The organism is Curtobacterium sp. ABR8 (assembly GCF_057812125.1).
In genome coordinates this window covers 3,074,431-3,091,796 of the sequence record NZ_CM173818.1, presented here as the reverse complement: position 1 = coordinate 3,091,796, position 17,366 = coordinate 3,074,431, and the positions used below count along the sequence as shown (strand labels likewise).

Here is a 17,366-nt window from a genome sequence, read left to right as displayed (position 1 = left end):
CGCGATCCGCGCACGCGGTGGCTGGCGGGTTCCGGACGTCGCATCCGGGCGCCCCTTCCGGCGGCCGGCCCGTCCCGCCAACCCTGCCACCATGGAGCGGTGCGCATCTTCGTGGCCGGTGGTTCCGGTGTCCTCGCTCGATCGGTCGTCCCGCTGCTCCTCGCAGCGGGACACGAGGTGACCGTGACGTCCCGGTCGGTTGAGAAGGCGCGGCTGCTCGAACGTCCGGGTGTGACCGCCACGGTGCTCGACGCGCTGGACCGTGACGGCACGATCGCCACGGTCGCGCGTGCGCAACCGGACGCCGTCCTGCACCTCATGACGGACCTCGGCACCGGGAACTCGGCCAGCAACGCGCTGCTCCGGTCGACGGGGACCCGGAACCTGGTCGACGCGGCACGAGGCGCCGGCGTCGACCGGATCGTCGCGCAGAGCATCTCGTGGATCTACCCGTCCGGCACGGAACCGGCCACCGAGACGGACCCGTTGGACCTCGACGCAGTGGGGCCCCGACGGACGACGATCACCGCCGTGCGGGAGCTCGAGGCCGCCGTGCAGGAGGTCGGCGCCGGCGTCGTGCTGCGGTTCGGGCAGCTGTACGGACCCGGCACCTGGTACACGTCGGACGGTCGGTTCGGGGAGGCGGCACGTGCAGGTCGGCTCCCCGCGACGGAGACGGTGACCTCGTTCCTGCACGTCGACGACGCAGCTGCGGCCGTCGTCGCGGCGCTCGGGTGGCCTGCCGGTGTCCGGAACGTCGTGGACGACGAACCAGCACCCGGAACAGCGTGGGTCCCCGCCTTCGCTGCCGCCGTCGGCGGGCCGGTACCGGGCACCGAGCAGAGCGACGACCCCGGGCGCCCGGTGTCGAACCGTCGTGGCCGCGAACTGGGCTTCGCACCGCGGTGGTCGACCTGGCGGACGGGCTTCGCCAGCCTCTGACCGTGTCCGGCGACCCGTCGGTACCCGGCACGCCCGCCATGCCTCGCACGATCGTCCGACAAGCTGTTGCAATGACAAACATCCGCCGAGCCGCTGTCGGTGACGCTGAAGCGATCGGACTGTTCCAGATGCGTGCATGGGAGCAGACCTACCGCGGCGTCGTCCCGGACTCGTTCCTCGACGCCAGGGCCGCCCAGCCGGGAACCGGACGCTGGGCGGAGCGCATCCGTGCCGGAAGCCGACACGTGTTCGTGGCCGAGTCGGCCAGCGGCCGGCTCCTCGGCGTCGCCAGCACGACGCACACATCCGAAGCACAGGACGGCCTTCCCGCACGCGAATTGTCGACCCTGTACGTCGATCAGGGCTCACACGGAACAGGGTTGGCGTCGAATCTCCTCCACGCCGCGATCGGCGGAGACGACGCGCACCTGCTCGTGTTCTCGTTCAATCTGCGCGCCCAGCGCTTCTACGCGAAGCACGGATTCGAGCGCATCGGCAGACGGCAGCTCGACCCAGGAACCGGACTCGACGAAGAACGATGGATCCGTAGGCTCCCCGATCCTGGAAGCCGACTCGTGAGCCGATCGTGTATCGGTACGGGTGACTCGTAGGCTTACCGGGTGATTGCGCGCGTTCTCGGTTCTGGTCGTCCGCTTGTCGCCCTCCACGGGTTCGGTGTGGATCACCGGATCATGCTGCCGCTGGCGGACGCCGTGCAGGACCTGCCTTGGCGGATGGTGTTCCTCGACCTGCCGTGGGCCGAGGCTGCTGCCGGGACCTCGACTGCAACGAGCGCGGTCGAGGTGGCAGACGAAGTACTCGCTGAGATCGACAACTACCTCGGCGACGAGCCCTTCGCCGTCATCGGGAACTCCTTCGGCGGCATGATCGCCCGACACGTCGCCCACGAACGCCGAGACCACATCCTCGGCGTCGCGACCCTGGCCGGTGTCGTGCATCCGGCACACGCGGACCGTGCCGTCCCCGAGCGCACCGTGCTGCACACCGAACCGTCCGTCCTCAAAGCCGCTGGCGACGCGCGAGCAGCGTTCGAGGAGGTCAGCGTCATCCAGGATGCCGCCGCGTTCGCAGCGTTCGAGCGGTACGTGCTGCCGGGTCTCCGTGGCGCTGACATTGCGGTGATGGACCGCATCGCCGCCGACTACGCACTGGACGCCGTGCCGGAGGAGCGCCACTCGGATCCGTTCACTGCTCCGGCCCTGCACCTGTTCGGTCGGCAGGACGACGTCGTCGGCTACGAGGACGGGCTCGCACTCCGAGACCACTACCCGCGAGGGAGCTTCGTCGTCCTCGACGGTGCTGGACACAACGTGCACCTCGAGCAACCAGAAGTCACGACCGCCCTGGTCCGCGATTGGCTCGTACGCATCGACCGGTAGCCCATCCTTCACTGGTGCAAGAGCGGGCTGACCCCGTACCGTCGCCCCTGCGAGTGCGCGATGGGTGTGGCTGGTGCTTGCATCGTCAGGTCTCCTCGGCTCTCGTGTCGTCGTGCGCATCAGCGCGCGTTCGGTCCTCGGTGCGCCGCCGCACTCCTGGACGTCACTGACCGTCCGTCGCCGTCCGCTTGCGGACCCGGTACGGAGCGATCCTCCGGCCCTCAGCCCCTCAGCCCCTGAGCAACTCGGCGACCAGCGTCGCAGCTGCGATGACGCCTCCGAGAACAAATCCACAGCCAGCGAATCGTGTGAGTTCCGGAGTGAACTGCCTTCCCCAGAACTCCCCTTGCACTTTCCGCGCGAAGCGGGCGATCGGCTTCGGGAAGATGATGAGGACACAGCCCCATGCGACGGCGATCACTGCCAGCCCGACCAAGAACGTACCCACCGCGCTGAGCGTAGTGCGGTCGCGCAGCGCGGGCGATGGGAGCAGTCCCACAAGCTGATCTGTGCCTGAACTGTGCTCGGTGGTGTCGACGGGAGGCGCTTGCCGGAGGCTACGAAGCGAGCGTCACTGATCAGATCCGCGCGCGACGATGAACGCATCGAACAAGGCTCGCTCGGAAGTGTCGTTGGTGGTCGCGTCGAGCATGATGCCGTCGCGGCCCTTGGGCACGTCGATGGGGATGCGGGCCGTCGCCCCGCAATGGATGTTCGCTTCGCCGATGAGCGAGTTGGTGTCGAACGAATCGCCGTACTCGTCGTGCTTGGTCGTGATGTCCTGGATGGCGAGGTGCACCGTCTTCGTGGATCGGCAGACGGCGAGCACGTCGTACGGGCCCACGAGCTCGGTCTGCAGTGTGATCTCTGCGCGCGCCTGCTTCGTGTTCTCGTCATCGACGAGGAGTTGTCCGCCACCGCCCGCGTGGTTGCCAGCGAGCTGGGACGACATCTGGCCGAGCCAGTCCTGCCCGTAGTCCTTGGGGAGGCCGTTCCCGGTGGTGTGACTCGTGCAGCCGGCGAGGAAGAGCGTCGAGCCGATGGTCAGAACTGCCACGGTCAGTCGGTGGGGGGTGTTCAGCACCTGTTGATCATGCCTGCAGGACAGCGGCGCGGCCAACCCCGTCATCGCGGAGTCCTGGTCGCACGGCGACGAGTGACTGCGTACTGTCGACCTTCGGCAACACCCTCGACGTCTGGCGCTGGCCAGCGTGGTCTCTTGAAGACGGCAAGGTTCTGGCGCCTTCTCTTCAGCGGCGTGGGCCTGTGGGCCGATGTACTGAACTGCCGAACCGTCGGCTCCCGGTACCCCTTCGCTCCGCGAACGGCGAGCAAGCTCCGCGAGGTCGTCGGCGAGCCAGGAGCGGCCGGACGCGCGTATCCCTCGCGGCCGGAGTGAACGTCGGTGCCGGTGCGGCCGCTGCGTGGCCGCACCGAGTCACTGTTCTCGGGTTGTTCGAACAGCCAATCCGATGCGCACTTCACCGGGCTCCATCGAGCGATCGGCTACCGGACGGTGGCGACCTCAGTCGAATTCGTCGACCCGGTACGGCGCCGACGCGCCAGCGTAGAAGACGACCTGGGCGCGCGACCCGACGTCGCCCTGCAGGCGCCCGGCTGTTCGGAGTCCGAGGGCGCGGGTCTCGGCGTCGCCGAACGGGGTCCCGGCTCGTTCGGTGAGGGCACGCCAGTGGACGACTGCTTTGGCTGTTCCCTCACATGCGCCCGCAGCACGCGCCGATCTGACGTCACGCTCCCCGTCACGCAGGAACTCGACATCGGTGCCAGGTCGTCCGATCGGCAGCACGACGGCCGTCCCCGATTCGGTCACCATTTCGATGCCACCGCCTGCGCCGCACCAGACGTGGACGTCGTCACCGAGCTCGAGCTGGACGCGACTTGCGAGAGTGAAGGAGTCGACTCGGTGGGCTTCCACCACGTCGGGGGACGCCGAGGTCGACGGGACTGCGCTCGACTCGTCACGATCGTCGAACACCTCTTGACTCACCTGCTCGAAGACGTCGTTCCAGGCCTGCAGGTCGTGCCGGAGTGACGCGCTCAGCCCGAGGTCCGTGGCCTCGGCGACCCCGAAGTGCTCTCTGGACCGCGATCCGCGGTACCACAGCGGGGAATCGTCGACCATGTACTCGGCCATCACGAGGATGATCATGCTCACCACCCGCACAGCGTACGACGGCGTCCGGCAGGGCTCTCGGGCGACGAGCCCGGTGGTGTCGCGGACGCGACCCGCCGTGCGCCGCCCGTTGACGGGGGAAACGCACCTGACGACGGACTGGAGGCCGTGCTCACCACGTGAGCAGGGCCTCCAGTCCGTCGTGTGGTCGCGTCAGGACCGCTGGCGGCTCCGGCGGACATGGTGCGGACGGCGAAGCCGAGCAGGGCGGCGAGCAGCGCGGCGTCGCCGTGATGACGTGCGGCGAGGCGTGGTGGAACGTGACCGCGTCGCCGCGGATCTCGTCCGAGGCGACGCTGCAGTACTCAGTGCGCGCGTCGCCCCGTCCGGGGCCGGTCAGTAGTCGGGGTCCTGGCGATCCTGGTCCTGCCAGGGCAGCATCCGGCCGGCGACCAGCGACAGCACGCCCCCGAACATGAAGACGAGCAGCACCGCCCACCAGGGGTTGCTTCGTTCGCGCGGCTGCTGTCCGTCCATACCGTCACGATAGCGGGTCAGTCGGTCGCACCTCGGGGCGGTTCGACGAGCAACCCGACGCGGTCGGCCAGGTAGTCGGCGAGCGGGACGGCGGAACCCGCGGCCGGTGACCAGCGGACGAGCGGCACGTCCTCCTCGATGAAGAGCACACCGGTCGCGTCGACGAGCGTCCCGTCCAACGCGATCGCCGTGGCGCCGTGGTTGACGGTGTCGCCGGCCGCGAAGTGCCCCTTCGCTGCAGCCGCGCGGTAGGCCCGACGGACCTCGGCGGAGACCGACTGGAACTGCGCCCGGCCCGGATCGGTGACCCGGGTGATCGCCCCGGTGGCCCAGACCCGGCCGCCGGACTCGAGCGACGACCCGATCAGCAGCGCACCGACGCGCCACACGCGACCGAGGGGCCGCATGGTCGCTTCGCGGCGGATGCCGAGCACCGCCTTCGGCTGCACGTACTCGCCGAGCGCTTCGTCCGGCACCCCGGCGGCGCGGAGCCGACGTGCGGCATCGTCGAGCAGTTCGCGCGCTCGCTGCACTCCGTCGGTCACGTCCACCGAGCCTAGACCGGGGCCTGCCCGGAGCCCCGGTGCGATGCGCTGCGGCGCCCGTGACCGGTCGTCGCACGTCGCCCGTGCCCGGCCGTCGATCGTCGCCGGCGGGCGGCCGTGACGGTCCCGACGGTGATCATCACACCGCCGTACGCCAGCAGGACTCCGGCGACGGTCGGGATGAGCCAGCTCCGCGACCCGTTGACGAGCTGGTTGACGACACCGACCTCGGGGATGCTGTACCAGACCACGCCCCGGATCTGCGCGGCGGTGACGGAGTGCGGGTCGGCCTTCGCGTTGTTGTCACCCTTGAGGATGAACGTGCGTTCACCGTTCGACGCCGAGGACACCGAGACCACCCGGTGGCTGATGACGGCCGGCTGGCCGGAGACGATCTGGTAGGTGACGACGTCACCGACCTCGATGTCGTCGACGGCGGTGGGACGGACGACGAGCAGGGTGCCCGGCGGCAGTGTCGGCTCCATCGACTGGGTCAGGACCGTCAGCGGCATCGAGCCGGTGGCCTTGGGCACCACGATGAGCACGACGGCGAGGGCCGCGACGAGCAGGAGCAGTCCGGTGCTCACGCCGAGGACGACGGCGTGCACGACGGCGCGCGCGCCGGAGCGCTCGGCACGTTCGGGACGGGCGGTCGCGCGGGTCATGCGCCACACCGGATCGCCGCGCCGTTGTTCTGGGTGAAGAGCGTGACCGGGCCGCTGCCGGCGACGGTCGAGGTCGGGTTGCCGGCGCTGTCGAGGACCTTGACGGTCACGGTGAGCGTCCCGGAGGTGCCGGCGCTCGCCGGGACGTCGTTCGGGGCGATGGTGATGAACGCCGAGTAGTCCTGCGCCTTCTGGCCGACCGCGGTGGTGCCGACGAAGGCGCCGTACCAGGTGTCCTTCGGTCGGTCCGCGGCGTCCCAGCGCACCTCGACGTACCAGCCGTCGTGGTCCGTGCAGACCAGTGCGGGACCGGTGTCCGCGGCCGTCGCCGGGGTGGTCAGGGTGAAGCCGCCCTGCACGACGCCCGAGGTCCAGCTGCCGCTCGCCACGGTGAGGTTGACGTTCACGGTGGCCGTGGCGGACGCCGGCGCCGAGGACTTGAGCGTGCTGCGGGTGCACCAGATGGCCGAGGCACCGGCGGCGAGCTTGGACGTCATGCTCGGCAGCGATGCCCAGGTGCCCGTGACCGATCCGCTGCCGACCGCGGCGCTCGTCGTGCACGCCGCGGTCGCGGCGACGGGCCACGCGACGACGGTGACGGCCTGGGCGAGCGCCGTCGAGCTGCCGGAGACGACGGACACGGTGGTCGTCGCGGTGCCGGCGATCGTGCCCGAATCGGTGAGCGTGATCGGCTTCGTGACCGACGTCACCGTGGACGAGAAGGTGGTGGTCAGCGCGCTCGTGCCGGCGATCGAGGCGGAGAGCTTGCCGATGGTGACGCTCGAGGCCGTGGTGCCGGACGCGCTCCACAGTGCCCAGGCGGCGCTCGATCCGCCGCCGACGAACACGGCGGTGAGCAGCACGGCGACGACGAGTCGGAGTCGGCGGTTCATGCGGAGACCTGCGTTCCCGTGACGGTGAGGGTGAAGTCGGTGACGGCGCCGGAGACGCTCTGCGGCGCGTCGGCGTCGAGGACCAGCTCGACACATCCGACGGAGCTCGCACCGGGCTGCAGCGTGAACGAGCTGCTGCCGGTGTCGAAGGCTGCGAGACGGCCGCTCGCGCCGGACAGCCCGGCGGTGCAGGCCGCAGCCGATGACACGTTGGTCAACCGGAGCGTCAGTTCGCCGAGCACGGCCGCCGACGAGGCGTTCGTCGCGGAGGCGACCTTCGTGGACGTCGTGGCGACCCGCATCGACAGCGGGATCGAACCGGTGTTCTTCACAGCGAAGGTGCCGGTGACGCCGGTCCCCGGTGCGAGGACGGTGGTGTTCATCGTCGACAGGGTGCCGACGGTGATCGTCGCCGTCGCGGACTTCACGGTGGTGGCAGCGGTGGTGGCGGTGCCGTTCCAGAGGGCGTAGGTCCCGCCGACGCCGAGGAGCGCCGTGGCGACCGCGACGACCAGGGCGAGCGCGACGGGCAGGATCCACCGGTGGCGTCGTGCCGCGCGGTGGCGGCCCGTCGTCCTCGGTGTCCCGGTCATGTGCGTCCCCTGGTGCTCGTGAGCCTCTGCTGGTGCGGACCACAAGGGGCCCAGACGGGCCGCAAGGGCCCGGGCGGGCCACGACCGGCGGATCAGGGGCCGGTCGTGGCCCGCGTCAGTGCGATCGGTGGATCAGGAACCGATCGCGGTCTGCGTGAGGGTGAAGGCCAACGCGCCGACGTTGATCGACCCGTTCTGTCCGGTGGTCGCCGAGGACGGCAGCGTGATCGTGAAGACGACCTTGACGGTCGAGGTGGACGCCGACGGTGAGACGACGAAGGTGTTCGCGTTCGACGTCGACTGCACGACGGTGGCGCTCGAGGAGGTCACGGCGAGGGTCTTCTGCGTCGCGGCGAGGAGCGCGGAGTCGCCGGTGATGGACTGGCTGGCGTAGGTCAGGTTCGCCTTGAGGTCCTGGCCGGTCGCGCCGATGTTCAGCGTCTGCGTGAACTGGAACGTGTTGCCCGGCACCATCAGGGCGGTGGTGGGGTTGATCGCGGTCGAGCGGCCGTTCGTGATGTCGGTCCAGGCGCCGTCGTTGTTCGCGCTGAGGGTCAGCGTGCCGGAGCTCACCGAGGACGCGGCGCTCGAGGCGCTGGCGTTCCAGAGGGCGAACGTGCCTGCACCGCCGAGGAGGAGGGCGATACCGGCTGCGCCGGCGATGGTGCCGGTGACGATCTTGTGCATGGGAGTGGTCCGTTCTGCGCTTCGGGGCGCGCTGAGCACCACCGGCTCGGTGATTCGGGTCGTCGTGCCGGTGGGACGGTGTCATCGACCTCGCGGGTGAGGGGTCGCGGCTGACCGGTGCCGAGAGTGGTCGCCGGGCTCCGGAGCGCAGATCTGCTGCTCGGGCGGGCTGGACTCGCTCTGCTGACGACGCTACTCGTCCCCCATAGTGCGGACAAGTCACAAGATGCTTTTGCATGCACCCAGAACGGGGGTGATTTCTGTCCTCCCTGTGGAGGACATGTTTGTACCCCGATCATGATCGGAATGTCGGGCGGTCCTCAACCGTTGCACCGTCCGGAAACGAGGAGGGACCCATGGGCATCGTGCGCTGGCTGTTCGACGCGCAGATCGTCATCGGCGACCAGACGGTGCTCTGGCGCGAGGTGATCGGCAACGTCTTCGGGCTGCTCAGCGCGCTCGGCGGGATGCGCCGCAAGGTCTGGGCGTGGCCGATCGGGCTGGTCGGCAACGCGCTCCTGTTCACCGTCTTCATGGGTGCCCTGTTCGACACCCCGAACCCCGTCAACCTGCTCGGTCAGGCCGGCCGCCAGGTCATGTTCATCATCGTGAGCATCTACGGCTGGTACCGCTGGACGCACCGCCCCGACGACACCGCCACCGTGATCGAACCGCACTGGGCCTCGTGGCGGACCAGGATCCTGCTGGTCGTCGGCATGGTCGGCGGGACCGCGCTGCTCACCCCGGTGTTCCGCGCCCTCGGGTCGTACGAACCGGTGTGGAGCGACGCGTGGATCTTCGTCGGTTCGCTGCTCGCCACCTACGGCATGGCGAAGGGCTGGGTGGAGTTCTGGCTCATCTGGGTCGCGGTCGACCTGGTCGGCGTCCCGCTCCTGTTCTCGGCCGGGTACTACGCGTCGGGTCTCATGTACGTCTTCTACGGCGTCTTCACGCTGACCGGCTTCTTCGTCTGGATGAACCAGCGCGTCAAGCCCCCGGCAGCCCCCGTCACGGTCGGCTGAACGGCCCGCCCACACCGAACTGGTCCACGACGACCCGGCGCGGATGTGACGGCCCCCGGTCTGGGACGAGACAATGGGGTACCGCACACGATGGGATGGTCCGATGGAACCCCTGCACGGCGAACGCGTCGAGGACGATGAGTCCCTCGCCGAGCGCACCGTCCGCGGAGCGATCCGCGCCTACCGACTGCACCCCTTCGACGCGGTCGACGCCTCGGTGGTGGCCGAGGTCGCGGGCATCCCGCTCGAGACCGTGGAGCGACTGTTCCCCGCGTGGGAGGCGTTGCTGCTGGTGACGTACGACCGCTGGACGCAGCTGCGGGGCACCCGTCGGAAGACGCCGCCGGCGTGCACGATCGACCACGTCCGGTTGACCCTGGCAGAGGACGTCGCCGATCCGGGCCTCGTCCGCGTCCTGGCGGGCGTGATCACCGTCGCGAGCTCGGAGTCCGGGTTCGCCGAACTGTTCCGCAAACGCTTCGACGAGTACGTCGAGCAGCTCAGCAACGGTCTGCAACGCGACTTCGACAGCGGCGTCGAGGAATCGGCGATCCCGGCGTACCAGGCGGCGACGCAGCTGCTCGCGGTGTACGAGGGGCTGCAGATCCAGATGCTCGTCCGGCCGCACATCGACGTCATGGTGGAGTTCGACCGCTCGGTCCGGACGCTCCGACAGGGCTGGAAGCAGCACGAGCTGCCGTCGTGGGACCTCGACGCCGACGTCCCCGAGCGCGAGACGCCCCGACGCGAGCGACCGGCAGCGCAGCAGCAGGAAGCTCGTGAGCCCGAGCGGGAACCCCAGAGCCGTCCCTAGCGGGAGACCGACCGCCGCCGCCACGACACGATCTGCCGCAGCGTCACCTTCGACCCGTACTGCGCGACCGAGTGCCGGAACAGGTACTCGGCGAACCACAGCAGCAGCCCGGCGGCGACGAACACCTCGACGATGCAGACCACCGACTCGGTGACGCTCAGTGAGCCGACGGCGTTCCGGACCATGGCGGTGACGGGCGTGAACGTCGGGAAGTACGTGAAGAACGCGGCGACGGGCGACGACGGGGTGGTCATCACGAAGAACGCCGCGTAGAGCGGGATGATCAGGGCGAAGATCGCCGCCGACTGCAGCGCCGAGGCGTCCTTGATCGACGGCACCGCGGCACCGACGGCGACGAACAACCCGGACGCCAGCAGGACGCCGCCGACGAGCAGCAGGGCACCGACGAGCATCCGCCACGGGTCGATCGTCAGGCCGCCCAGCTGCGAGGCGACGAGCGGCAGGACGGCGAGCATCCCCACCAGCCCGGGGACGACGAACACCCCGACCTGCACGAACCCGACGAGCAGCATCGCGATCACCTTGCCGCGGATCAGGTCGCCGGCGGTGACGGCCGTCAGGATCATCTCGGAGATGCGGTTCTCCTTCTCCTCGACCACGACGGTCACCATGCGTGCGGCGAGCAGGATGACGAGCCCGAAGAAGGCGGCGACGTACAGGAACGGCGGCACGATCGACAGCCAGCCCGGGGCGACCCGCCCGTCGGCGTAGGTCGTGACGTCGGTGGCCGGTGGGGAGCGCAGGAGCTCGACCGTCTCGGGGTCGTCGACGGTCGCGGCGACGCTCTGCTCGAGCACCCGCTCGGCGAGCGACGAGTAGCCGCCGTTCGCGAACAGCCCGCGGTCGGCGGCGTCGACCTGGATCGCGGTGGTCGACGGCGACGCGGGGAACTCGATGAACGCGTCGAGGGCGCCGGAGCGCACGGCGGCGCGGTCGGCACCGGCGTCGGTGGACGGCGATCCGCCCCACTTCGCGGCGACGGACTCGGACACCAGCCCGGAGTGGTCGAGGTAGCGGAACGGGGTCTTCGTGGCCGACGAGCCGGAGACCACCGAGTCGGTGCCGGCTGCCTGTCCGATGCCGACGAGCAGGGACACGACGACGATGACGACCGGCAGCGCGAGCGTGCCGATCCAGAACGCGGGCTTCTTGACCGCGCGGACGAACTCGAACCGGACGACGGTGCCGAGGCGGCTCACGCTGCTACCCCCTCGGCGGCGGCGAGCGCGTCGTGGCCGTAGACCTGCACGAAGATCTCGTCGAGCGGGATCCGGCGCATCTCGAACGCGGTGACGCGGACACCGTCCGCCACCAGCGCGGCGAGGATGTCGGCGCCGTCCGGCGCGGCGGCGGACGTCGGCACGAGGTAGGCGACGTGCCCCTCGTGCCGCGCGAGCTTGTACAGCGGCGAGCGGGGGACCGGTCCGTCGAGGCCGACCCGGGCGACGGCGCCGCCGAAGGCGTCCTGCACGTCGGGGATGGACCCGTAGGCCGCGGCCGTGCCGTCCTTGAGCAGCAGGATCCGGTCGCAGAGCCGCTCGACCTCGTCCATGTGGTGGGTCACGAGGATGACGGTCGCGCCGTCGGCCTTGCGCTCGTCGACCAGGTCGAGCAGCAGTCGACGGTTGACGGGGTCGAGGCCCTTCGTGGGTTCGTCGAGGATGAGCAGCCGCGGCCGGTCCATGATCGTGATGCCGAGCTGCACCTTCTGCTGCTGGCCGCCGGAGAGCTTGTCGACGCGGAGCTTGGCGCGGTCGGCCAGGCCCACGCGGGCCAGGTAGTCCATGCTCCAGGCCGTGGCCTCGGGGCCGCGCAGCCCGCGGAGCCGTCCGAAGTAGGACATCACGTCGATGACGGATTCCTTGCGGTAGAGCCCGCGTTCTTCAGGCAGGTACCCGATGCCGCCGGTGGCGGGCCGGTACGGCTGGCCGTCGATGGTCAGGGTGCCGGTGGTCGGGGTGGTGATGCCGAGCAGGGCGCGGATCGTCGTGGTCTTGCCGGAGCCGTTGCTGCCGAGCAGGCCGAACGTCTCGCCGGCGGCGACGTCGAACGACAGTCCGTCGACCACGTTCCGGTCCCCGAACCGCATGACGAAGTCCTGCACGCTGATGGTCGCCCCGCTCATGCGGTGACCCTACCGGGACCGGCTGACGTCCCGGCTGCCGGTCGCGGCCCGAGACGGTGACCGCACGACGGACGGGAGGCACGGTGCCTGCCCGCACCGCGCCTCCCGTCCGTCCCCTGGTCGCGTCCACGACGCGCACCCTGCGTCAGGAACGCAACCAGGCCGTCCCCACGCCCGTCAGGGCGCCGTCTGCCACCGGCGCCGAGGCGAGCAGCAGCTCGCCGGCGGGGAGTTCGTAGGGCTCGTCACCGAACACCGTCACGCTCGTCCAGCCGTTCGGGCGTCGGAAGGCGAGCACGTCGTCGCGGCCGGTCTCGAGCCACTCCAGGTGTTCCTCGGACTGCAGCTGTCCGCGCAGTCCGAGGGCCTTCCGGTACAGGTTCAGGGTCGAGTCGGGGTCGGCGTCCTCGGCCTCGACGCTCGCGTCCGCGAACCACGCCGGCTGCGGCAGGTGCGCGGTGCCGGCGCCGAAGCCGAACGACGGCCCGGACCGGGTCCACGGGATCGGCACACGGCAGCCGTCACGGCCGACGTCGACACCCGGGTTGCGGAAGAACGCGGGGTCCTGACGGTCGGCGTCGGGGATGTCGCCGACCTCGTGCAGGCCGAGTTCCTCGCCCTGGTACAGGTAGGCGGAGCCGGGCAGCGCGAGCTCGAGCAGGGTCGCGGCCTGCGCTCGGCGCAGCCCGAGCGAGCGGTCGAGGTCGTCCTGCGAACCGCCGGCGAGCAGCCACGCGCCACCCTGCTTGTCGGGGGAGCCGTTCCGCGCCGGCAGCGCGTACCGGGTGGCGTGGCGGACGACGTCGTGGTTCGAGAAGACCCACGTGGTCGAGGAGCCGGACTGCTCGGCCAGACCGAGGTTGAACTCGATGATCGTGCGGAACTGGCCGGCGTCGAAGTCGGCCTCGAGCAGGTCGAAGTTGAACGCCTGCCCCAGACCCTCGGCGCTGGCGTACCGAGCGCGGCGGTCGGCGGCGACCCAGGCCTCGGCGACTGCGGTGCGGGCCGGGGTGTACTCGTTGAACACGGTCCGCCACTCGGCGTAGATCTCGTGCACGTCGTCGCGGTCCCACAGTGGGTGCGAGCCGTCCTTCGGGATCTCGGCGAGTTCCGCCCAGGTCGGCAGGGTGCCGGTGGGCAGGTCCTTCGCGAGCCCGTGGGCGACGTCGATCCGGAAGCCGTCGACGCCGCGGTCCGACCAGAACCGCAGGGTGTGCAGGAAGTCGTCGCGGACCTCGCGGTTCGCCCAGTTCAGGTCGGGCTGCTCCTTGGCAAAGGAGTGCAGGTACCACTGGCCGTCGCCGACCGCGGTCCACGCGGGGCCGCCGAAGATCGAGATCCAGTCGGCCGGCGCCTGGTCGCCGGAGGGCCCGGTACCGTCGCGGAACACGTACCGGTCGCGGGCGGGGGAGCCCTTCGGCGCGGCGAGCGCCTCGCGGAACCACTCGTGCCGGTCGCTCGTGTGGTTCGGCACCACGTCCACGATCACCCGGATGCCGGCGGCGTGCAGTGCCTCGACCATCCGGTCGAAGTCGTCGAGCGTGCCGAGCTTCGGGTCGACGTCGCGGTAGTCGTCGACGTCGTAGCCGCCGTCGGCCAGCGCGGACGGGTAGAAGGGGCTGAGCCAGACGGCCTCGACACCGAGCGACGCCAGGTACGGCACGCGCTCGGAGATGCCGGGCAGGTCGCCGATGCCGTCGCCGTTCGCGTCCGCGAAGGAGCGCGGGTAGATCTGGTAGACGCTCGCCTGGCGCCACCAGGTCTCGTCGGTCGAGGTCGGGCTGGCGCTGACGGCGGGGTCGAGCACGTCGGTCATCTGGGTTCTTCCTTCGGTCGAGGTCGTTGTTCCGGTCACTTGATGGCGCCCTGGGTCACACCGGCCATCACCCATCGCTGGGTGACGAGGTAGACGATGATCGCCGGCGCCATCGCCATCAGGTACGAGGCGAACGACACGTTGTAGTTGTTGCTGAACTGCGTCTGGAACATCTGCTGCAGCACCGGCAGGGTCTGCAGCGCCGGGTCCGAGGTGATCAACGACGGCATCACGAAGTCGTTCCACGACGCCAGGAACGCGAAGATGCCGACGGTGGCGCTCATCGGTGCCAGCAGCGGGAACACGAGCCGCCAGAACACCTGGCCCGTGCTCGCACCGTCGATGCGGGCGCTCTCCTCGAGCTCGGCCGGGATCGACCGCAGGAAGGCCGTGAAGAGCAGCACGCTGAACGACAGCTGGAACATGACGTGCAGCAGCGCGACGCCGAACGGGTTGTCCAGGTGCGCGAGTCCGGTGAGCTTCACCTGCGACAGCGCGAGCACCGGGAACGGCAGGAACATGGCGGCGAGCAGGTAGAAGAACGACCAGCGGAACAGCCGACGGTCCCAGTTCCGGGCGATCGCGAACGCCGTGAACGAGGCGAGCAGGATCGTGCCGACGACGGTGATCGCGGCGACGAGCACCGAGACGCCGAACGCCCGCGGGAAGTCGGTGAGCTCCCACGCCTGCACGAAGCCGTCGACGCTGAAGGGCGCGGGCAGCGAGAACGCGTTGCCGTCGACCGCCTGGCTCGTCGTCTTGAACGCCATCGTCAGCGTGACGTACAGCGGCACCAGGATCGAGAGCGCGCAGAGCACGAGGACGACGGTGACGGGCCAGTTGGCGGTGCCGCCGCGGCGGCCCGCGGTCCGGTCGGCGTCGACCGATCGGATGGTGCCCGTCTTCGTCGTTCCCGGACGGAGGGGTGTCTGGATGGTCATCAGAGCGCTGCCTTCCCGCGGGTCGCCCGCAGCTGGATCACGGCGATGACGACCGCGATGACGAAGAAGATCGTGGCGTTGGCCATCTGGTACGCGTAGTCGCCGCCGTTGAAGCCCTTGAAGATCGACATCGCGACGCTCGTGGTCGAGGTGCCGGGGCCGCCGTCGGTCAGGCCGACGATGATGTCGTACGAGTTCAGGAAGTTCTTGAACCCGATCACCAGGTTGATCAGGATGTAGCCGGCCGTCAGCGGCGCGGTGATCGAGATCAGCTGGCGCCAGGCACTCGCGCCGTCGAGGGCAGCGGCCTCGTAGACCTCGCCGGGGATGGACAGCACCCCGGCGATGTAGATGAGGAGCGTCGACGGGATCGCCTGCCACGCGGTGACGATCACGATCGCGACCCACGCCAGGTCGGGGTTCGCCAGGATGCTCTGCTCGAGCGGCCCGAAGCCGATCGCGGTCGCGAACGCCGGCAGGCTGTTCGCGAACAGGAACGAGAACACGTACGCGATGACGATGCCGGAGATCACCATCGGCAGCACGAACACCGCGCGGAGGGCGATCTTGCCGCGGATCTTCGAGGTCAGGGCGATGGCGAGCAGGAACGCGACCGCGTTCACGACGATCACGGTGACGAGCGAGAACCCGAGGGTGAACAGGTACGCCTGCAGGATCGCCGGGTCGGAGAACACCGCGACGTAGTTCGTGAGCCCGATGAAGCGGAACTCACCGAACCCGACGGAGTTCGTGAAGCTCAGCACGATGCCCATCACGGCCGGCAGCGTGATGGCGAGCGTGAAGAGCAGCAGGGTGGGGAGCAGGAAGGCGAGGAAGAGCGGTTCGATCCGCTTCCGCTTGTGGGTGACGGACTGGAGGCCCGGGGCGGCTCCGCCCCGTCGGCGGCGGTCCGCCGTCGTGATGGCTTCGGTGGTCGTGGTTGCCATGGGACGTCTCCTTACGCGGCCGTGCGGAGCGCGAGGCGCGCCCAGTCGGCGTCGAGGGTGCGGAGCTGGCGCTGCGGGTCGCCGCCGAAGGCGATCGACTGCGCGTAGTTCGCGACCGGGATCTCGGCGGGGATGAGCTGCGACGCACCGAGGTAGAAGGCGGCGTCGTCGTAGTACGACTGCATGCCGGTCAGCGCCGGGTTCGATGCCGGGGGAGCGTCCTTCCGGACACCGAAGCCGTTGTTGTCGGCGTTGTACTCGTCATTGACCTTCGACTGCATCAGGAACGACAGGAACTCGCGAGCCGCCTCCTGCTTGCGCGACGCCTCCGGGATCCAGAGCGCCAGGTCCACGTTCACCCGCACCTTGTTGTCCGCGGCGTCGTCGGTGACGGGCAGCGGGAAGGTGCCGAGGTCCATGTCCTTGTTCGTCTTCGCGATCTCGCCCAGGGCCCACGGTCCCTGCAGGTACATCGCGGCCTTGCCCTGCGCGAAGGCGAGGTTGCCGTCGCCGTACCCGCGGCTGGCCGCGCCGTCCTGGTGCCACTCGCGCAGCTGGACCATGCGTTCCATCGGTGTCCGGAGGTCCTTCTCGAACGACACCGACGAGTCCTTGCCGACCTTCGTGCCCTCGCGTCGCAGCGCGTCGAACGTCTTCGGGGTGTCGATCGCGCCGCCGATCGTGTAGTCGAACATGCCCTGCGCGATCGTCCAGTTGTCCTTGAACGTGCCGTAGATCGGGGCGATCCCGGCCTTCGTCAGGCGCTCGCAGAGGTCGGCGAACTCGCTCCAGGTCGTCGGGACCTCGAGCCCCTGCTCGGCGAACAGCGCCTTGTTGTAGATCACCGAGGCGGCGGTCACCGAGTACGGCAGGGCGCTCTTGCGGCCCGGGTAGTCGGCGGTCTGCTCCATGAGCGGCCACAGGTCGGGGTTGATCGTGTCGGTCTGGGGCAGGTCGGACAGGTCCGTCAGTGCCCCGTGCTCGACGAACGGCACGACCGAGAAGTTGTAGTTCCAGCACCCGAGGTCCGGCGGACGGTTCCGGACGAAGTTCGCGGACATGCTCGAGGTCGAGTCGCGCACGACCCGCACCTTCGACTGGCTGTCGTGGAACTGCGCGATGACGCCGTCGAAGTAGCCGATGACCTCGGGCTTCGACACGTAGAACGTGATGGTCTCCGGCTTGGCGCTCGCGGACCCGATCGGGGCGCACCCCGCGAGCGCGAGCCCGCTGGCGATGCCGCCGGCTCCGAGCAGGAACGAGCGTCGGCTCACCGATGCTGCC

Annotated in this window: 20 protein-coding genes; 5 read left to right on the top strand and 15 right to left on the bottom strand. The window is 69.7% G+C overall.

The genetic code is table 11. The annotated features are described in order from the left end of the window. The first annotated feature begins 99 nt into the window (after positions 1-99). The 3 genes from ACXKZB_RS14710 (at position 100) to ACXKZB_RS14700 (ending at position 2,342) form a co-directional block, all read left to right on the top strand. Complete coding sequence (locus ACXKZB_RS14710) at positions 100-942, top strand: NAD-dependent epimerase/dehydratase family protein (protein WP_488823625.1); 843 nt, start codon at positions 100-102, stop codon at positions 940-942. Between the two features lie 71 nt (positions 943-1,013). Continuing rightward, on the top strand, positions 1,014-1,553 hold the full coding sequence (locus ACXKZB_RS14705) for a GNAT family N-acetyltransferase (RefSeq protein WP_488823624.1): 540 nt from the start codon (positions 1,014-1,016) through the stop codon (positions 1,551-1,553). 9 nt (positions 1,554-1,562) lie between these two features. Further along, positions 1,563-2,342 carry an alpha/beta fold hydrolase gene (locus tag ACXKZB_RS14700; RefSeq protein WP_488823623.1) on the top strand — a complete coding sequence of 260 codons (780 nt, stop codon included), beginning with the start codon at positions 1,563-1,565 and terminating at the stop codon, positions 2,340-2,342. A gap of 229 nt (positions 2,343-2,571) precedes the next feature. Here the strand turns inward: ACXKZB_RS14700 and ACXKZB_RS14695 are convergent, their stop codons facing one another. The 9 genes from ACXKZB_RS14695 to ACXKZB_RS14655 all read right to left on the bottom strand — a co-directional run bounded on the left by ACXKZB_RS14695 (position 2,572) and on the right by ACXKZB_RS14655 (position 8,396). Then, entirely contained in the window at positions 2,572-2,790 is a 219-nt protein-coding gene (locus tag ACXKZB_RS14695; protein WP_488823622.1) for a hypothetical protein, read from the bottom strand. Positions 2,791-2,913: 123 nt separating this feature from the next. Next, entirely contained in the window at positions 2,914-3,462 is a 549-nt protein-coding gene (locus ACXKZB_RS14690) for a hypothetical protein (protein WP_488823621.1), read from the bottom strand. A gap of 405 nt (positions 3,463-3,867) precedes the next feature. Beyond that, positions 3,868-4,512 (bottom strand): hypothetical protein, encoded by a 645-nt coding sequence (locus tag ACXKZB_RS14685; protein WP_488825914.1) that lies wholly within the window; start codon positions 4,510-4,512, stop codon positions 3,868-3,870. A 360-nt stretch (positions 4,513-4,872) separates the two neighbouring features. Continuing rightward, on the bottom strand, positions 4,873-5,013 hold the full coding sequence (locus ACXKZB_RS14680; RefSeq protein WP_185020900.1) for a hypothetical protein: 141 nt from the start codon (positions 5,011-5,013) through the stop codon (positions 4,873-4,875). A 17-nt stretch (positions 5,014-5,030) separates the two neighbouring features. Further along, positions 5,031-5,558, bottom strand: a complete 528-nt coding sequence (locus tag ACXKZB_RS14675) for a hypothetical protein (RefSeq protein ID WP_488823620.1) — start codon at positions 5,556-5,558, stop codon at positions 5,031-5,033. A gap of 11 nt (positions 5,559-5,569) precedes the next feature. Beyond that, complete coding sequence (locus tag ACXKZB_RS14670; RefSeq protein ID WP_488823619.1) at positions 5,570-6,223, bottom strand: signal peptidase I; 654 nt, start codon at positions 6,221-6,223, stop codon at positions 5,570-5,572. After that, complete coding sequence (locus tag ACXKZB_RS14665; RefSeq protein ID WP_488823618.1) at positions 6,220-7,116, bottom strand: hypothetical protein; 897 nt, start codon at positions 7,114-7,116, stop codon at positions 6,220-6,222. Before ACXKZB_RS14665 ends, ACXKZB_RS14670 begins: the two co-directional genes overlap by 4 nt. After that, positions 7,113-7,709 (bottom strand): TasA family protein, encoded by a 597-nt coding sequence (locus ACXKZB_RS14660; protein WP_488823617.1) that lies wholly within the window; start codon positions 7,707-7,709, stop codon positions 7,113-7,115. The genes ACXKZB_RS14665 and ACXKZB_RS14660 overlap by 4 nt, the downstream gene beginning before the upstream one ends. A 132-nt stretch (positions 7,710-7,841) precedes the next feature. Next, positions 7,842-8,396 (bottom strand): alternate-type signal peptide domain-containing protein, encoded by a 555-nt coding sequence (locus ACXKZB_RS14655; protein WP_123314016.1) that lies wholly within the window; start codon positions 8,394-8,396, stop codon positions 7,842-7,844. A 356-nt stretch (positions 8,397-8,752) separates the two neighbouring features. Between ACXKZB_RS14655 and pnuC the strand changes: the two genes are divergently transcribed. Next, complete coding sequence (gene pnuC / locus ACXKZB_RS14650; RefSeq protein WP_488823616.1) at positions 8,753-9,418, top strand: nicotinamide riboside transporter PnuC; 666 nt, start codon at positions 8,753-8,755, stop codon at positions 9,416-9,418. Between the two features lie 103 nt (positions 9,419-9,521). Further along, positions 9,522-10,232, top strand: a complete 711-nt coding sequence (locus ACXKZB_RS14645) for a hypothetical protein (RefSeq protein ID WP_488823615.1) — start codon at positions 9,522-9,524, stop codon at positions 10,230-10,232. On the opposite strand, the gene ACXKZB_RS14640 is transcribed toward ACXKZB_RS14645, so the two are convergent. The 6 genes from ACXKZB_RS14640 to ACXKZB_RS14615 all read right to left on the bottom strand — a co-directional run bounded on the left by ACXKZB_RS14640 (position 10,229) and on the right by ACXKZB_RS14615 (position 17,356). After that, the gene (locus ACXKZB_RS14640; RefSeq protein ID WP_488823614.1) at positions 10,229-11,452 is read right to left on the bottom strand and encodes an ABC transporter permease; all 1,224 of its coding nucleotides are present in this window, start codon (positions 11,450-11,452) and stop codon (positions 10,229-10,231) included. The two genes, ACXKZB_RS14645 and ACXKZB_RS14640, sit on opposite strands and share 4 nt — an antisense overlap. Beyond that, complete coding sequence (locus ACXKZB_RS14635) at positions 11,449-12,378, bottom strand: ABC transporter ATP-binding protein (RefSeq protein WP_488823613.1); 930 nt, start codon at positions 12,376-12,378, stop codon at positions 11,449-11,451. Before ACXKZB_RS14635 ends, ACXKZB_RS14640 begins: the two co-directional genes overlap by 4 nt. Before the next feature lie 145 nt (positions 12,379-12,523). Beyond that, entirely contained in the window at positions 12,524-14,194 is a 1,671-nt protein-coding gene (locus tag ACXKZB_RS14630; RefSeq protein ID WP_488823612.1) for a glycoside hydrolase family 13 protein, read from the bottom strand. Between the two features lie 35 nt (positions 14,195-14,229). After that, on the bottom strand, positions 14,230-15,135 hold the full coding sequence (locus tag ACXKZB_RS14625; protein WP_488823611.1) for a carbohydrate ABC transporter permease: 906 nt from the start codon (positions 15,133-15,135) through the stop codon (positions 14,230-14,232). Beyond that, positions 15,135-16,082, bottom strand: a complete 948-nt coding sequence (locus tag ACXKZB_RS14620; RefSeq protein WP_488823610.1) for a carbohydrate ABC transporter permease — start codon at positions 16,080-16,082, stop codon at positions 15,135-15,137. Before ACXKZB_RS14620 ends, ACXKZB_RS14625 begins: the two co-directional genes overlap by 1 nt. A gap of 11 nt (positions 16,083-16,093) precedes the next feature. After that, on the bottom strand, positions 16,094-17,356 hold the full coding sequence (locus tag ACXKZB_RS14615) for an ABC transporter substrate-binding protein (RefSeq protein WP_488823609.1): 1,263 nt from the start codon (positions 17,354-17,356) through the stop codon (positions 16,094-16,096). Positions 17,357-17,366: the final 10 nt, after the last annotated feature.

Coding starts and splice junctions, on each gene's coding strand:
- ACXKZB_RS14705 (WP_488823624.1), top strand. CDS start 1,014: ATGACAAACATCCGCCGAGCCGCTGTCGGTGACGCTGAAGCGATCGGA.
- ACXKZB_RS14685 (WP_488825914.1), bottom strand. CDS start 4,512: ATGATCATCCTCGTGATGGCCGAGTACATGGTCGACGATTCCCCGCTG.
- ACXKZB_RS14680 (WP_185020900.1), bottom strand. CDS start 5,013: ATGGACGGACAGCAGCCGCGCGAACGAAGCAACCCCTGGTGGGCGGTG.
- ACXKZB_RS14670 (WP_488823619.1), bottom strand. CDS start 6,223: ATGACCCGCGCGACCGCCCGTCCCGAACGTGCCGAGCGCTCCGGCGCG.
- ACXKZB_RS14665 (WP_488823618.1), bottom strand. CDS start 7,116: ATGAACCGCCGACTCCGACTCGTCGTCGCCGTGCTGCTCACCGCCGTG.
- ACXKZB_RS14660 (WP_488823617.1), bottom strand. CDS start 7,709: ATGACCGGGACACCGAGGACGACGGGCCGCCACCGCGCGGCACGACGC.
- ACXKZB_RS14655 (WP_123314016.1), bottom strand. CDS start 8,396: ATGCACAAGATCGTCACCGGCACCATCGCCGGCGCAGCCGGTATCGCC.
- pnuC (WP_488823616.1), top strand. CDS start 8,753: ATGGGCATCGTGCGCTGGCTGTTCGACGCGCAGATCGTCATCGGCGAC.
- ACXKZB_RS14645 (WP_488823615.1), top strand. CDS start 9,522: ATGGAACCCCTGCACGGCGAACGCGTCGAGGACGATGAGTCCCTCGCC.
- ACXKZB_RS14635 (WP_488823613.1), bottom strand. CDS start 12,378: ATGAGCGGGGCGACCATCAGCGTGCAGGACTTCGTCATGCGGTTCGGG.
- ACXKZB_RS14630 (WP_488823612.1), bottom strand. CDS start 14,194: ATGACCGACGTGCTCGACCCCGCCGTCAGCGCCAGCCCGACCTCGACC.
- ACXKZB_RS14625 (WP_488823611.1), bottom strand. CDS start 15,135: ATGACCATCCAGACACCCCTCCGTCCGGGAACGACGAAGACGGGCACC.
- ACXKZB_RS14620 (WP_488823610.1), bottom strand. CDS start 16,082: ATGGCAACCACGACCACCGAAGCCATCACGACGGCGGACCGCCGCCGA.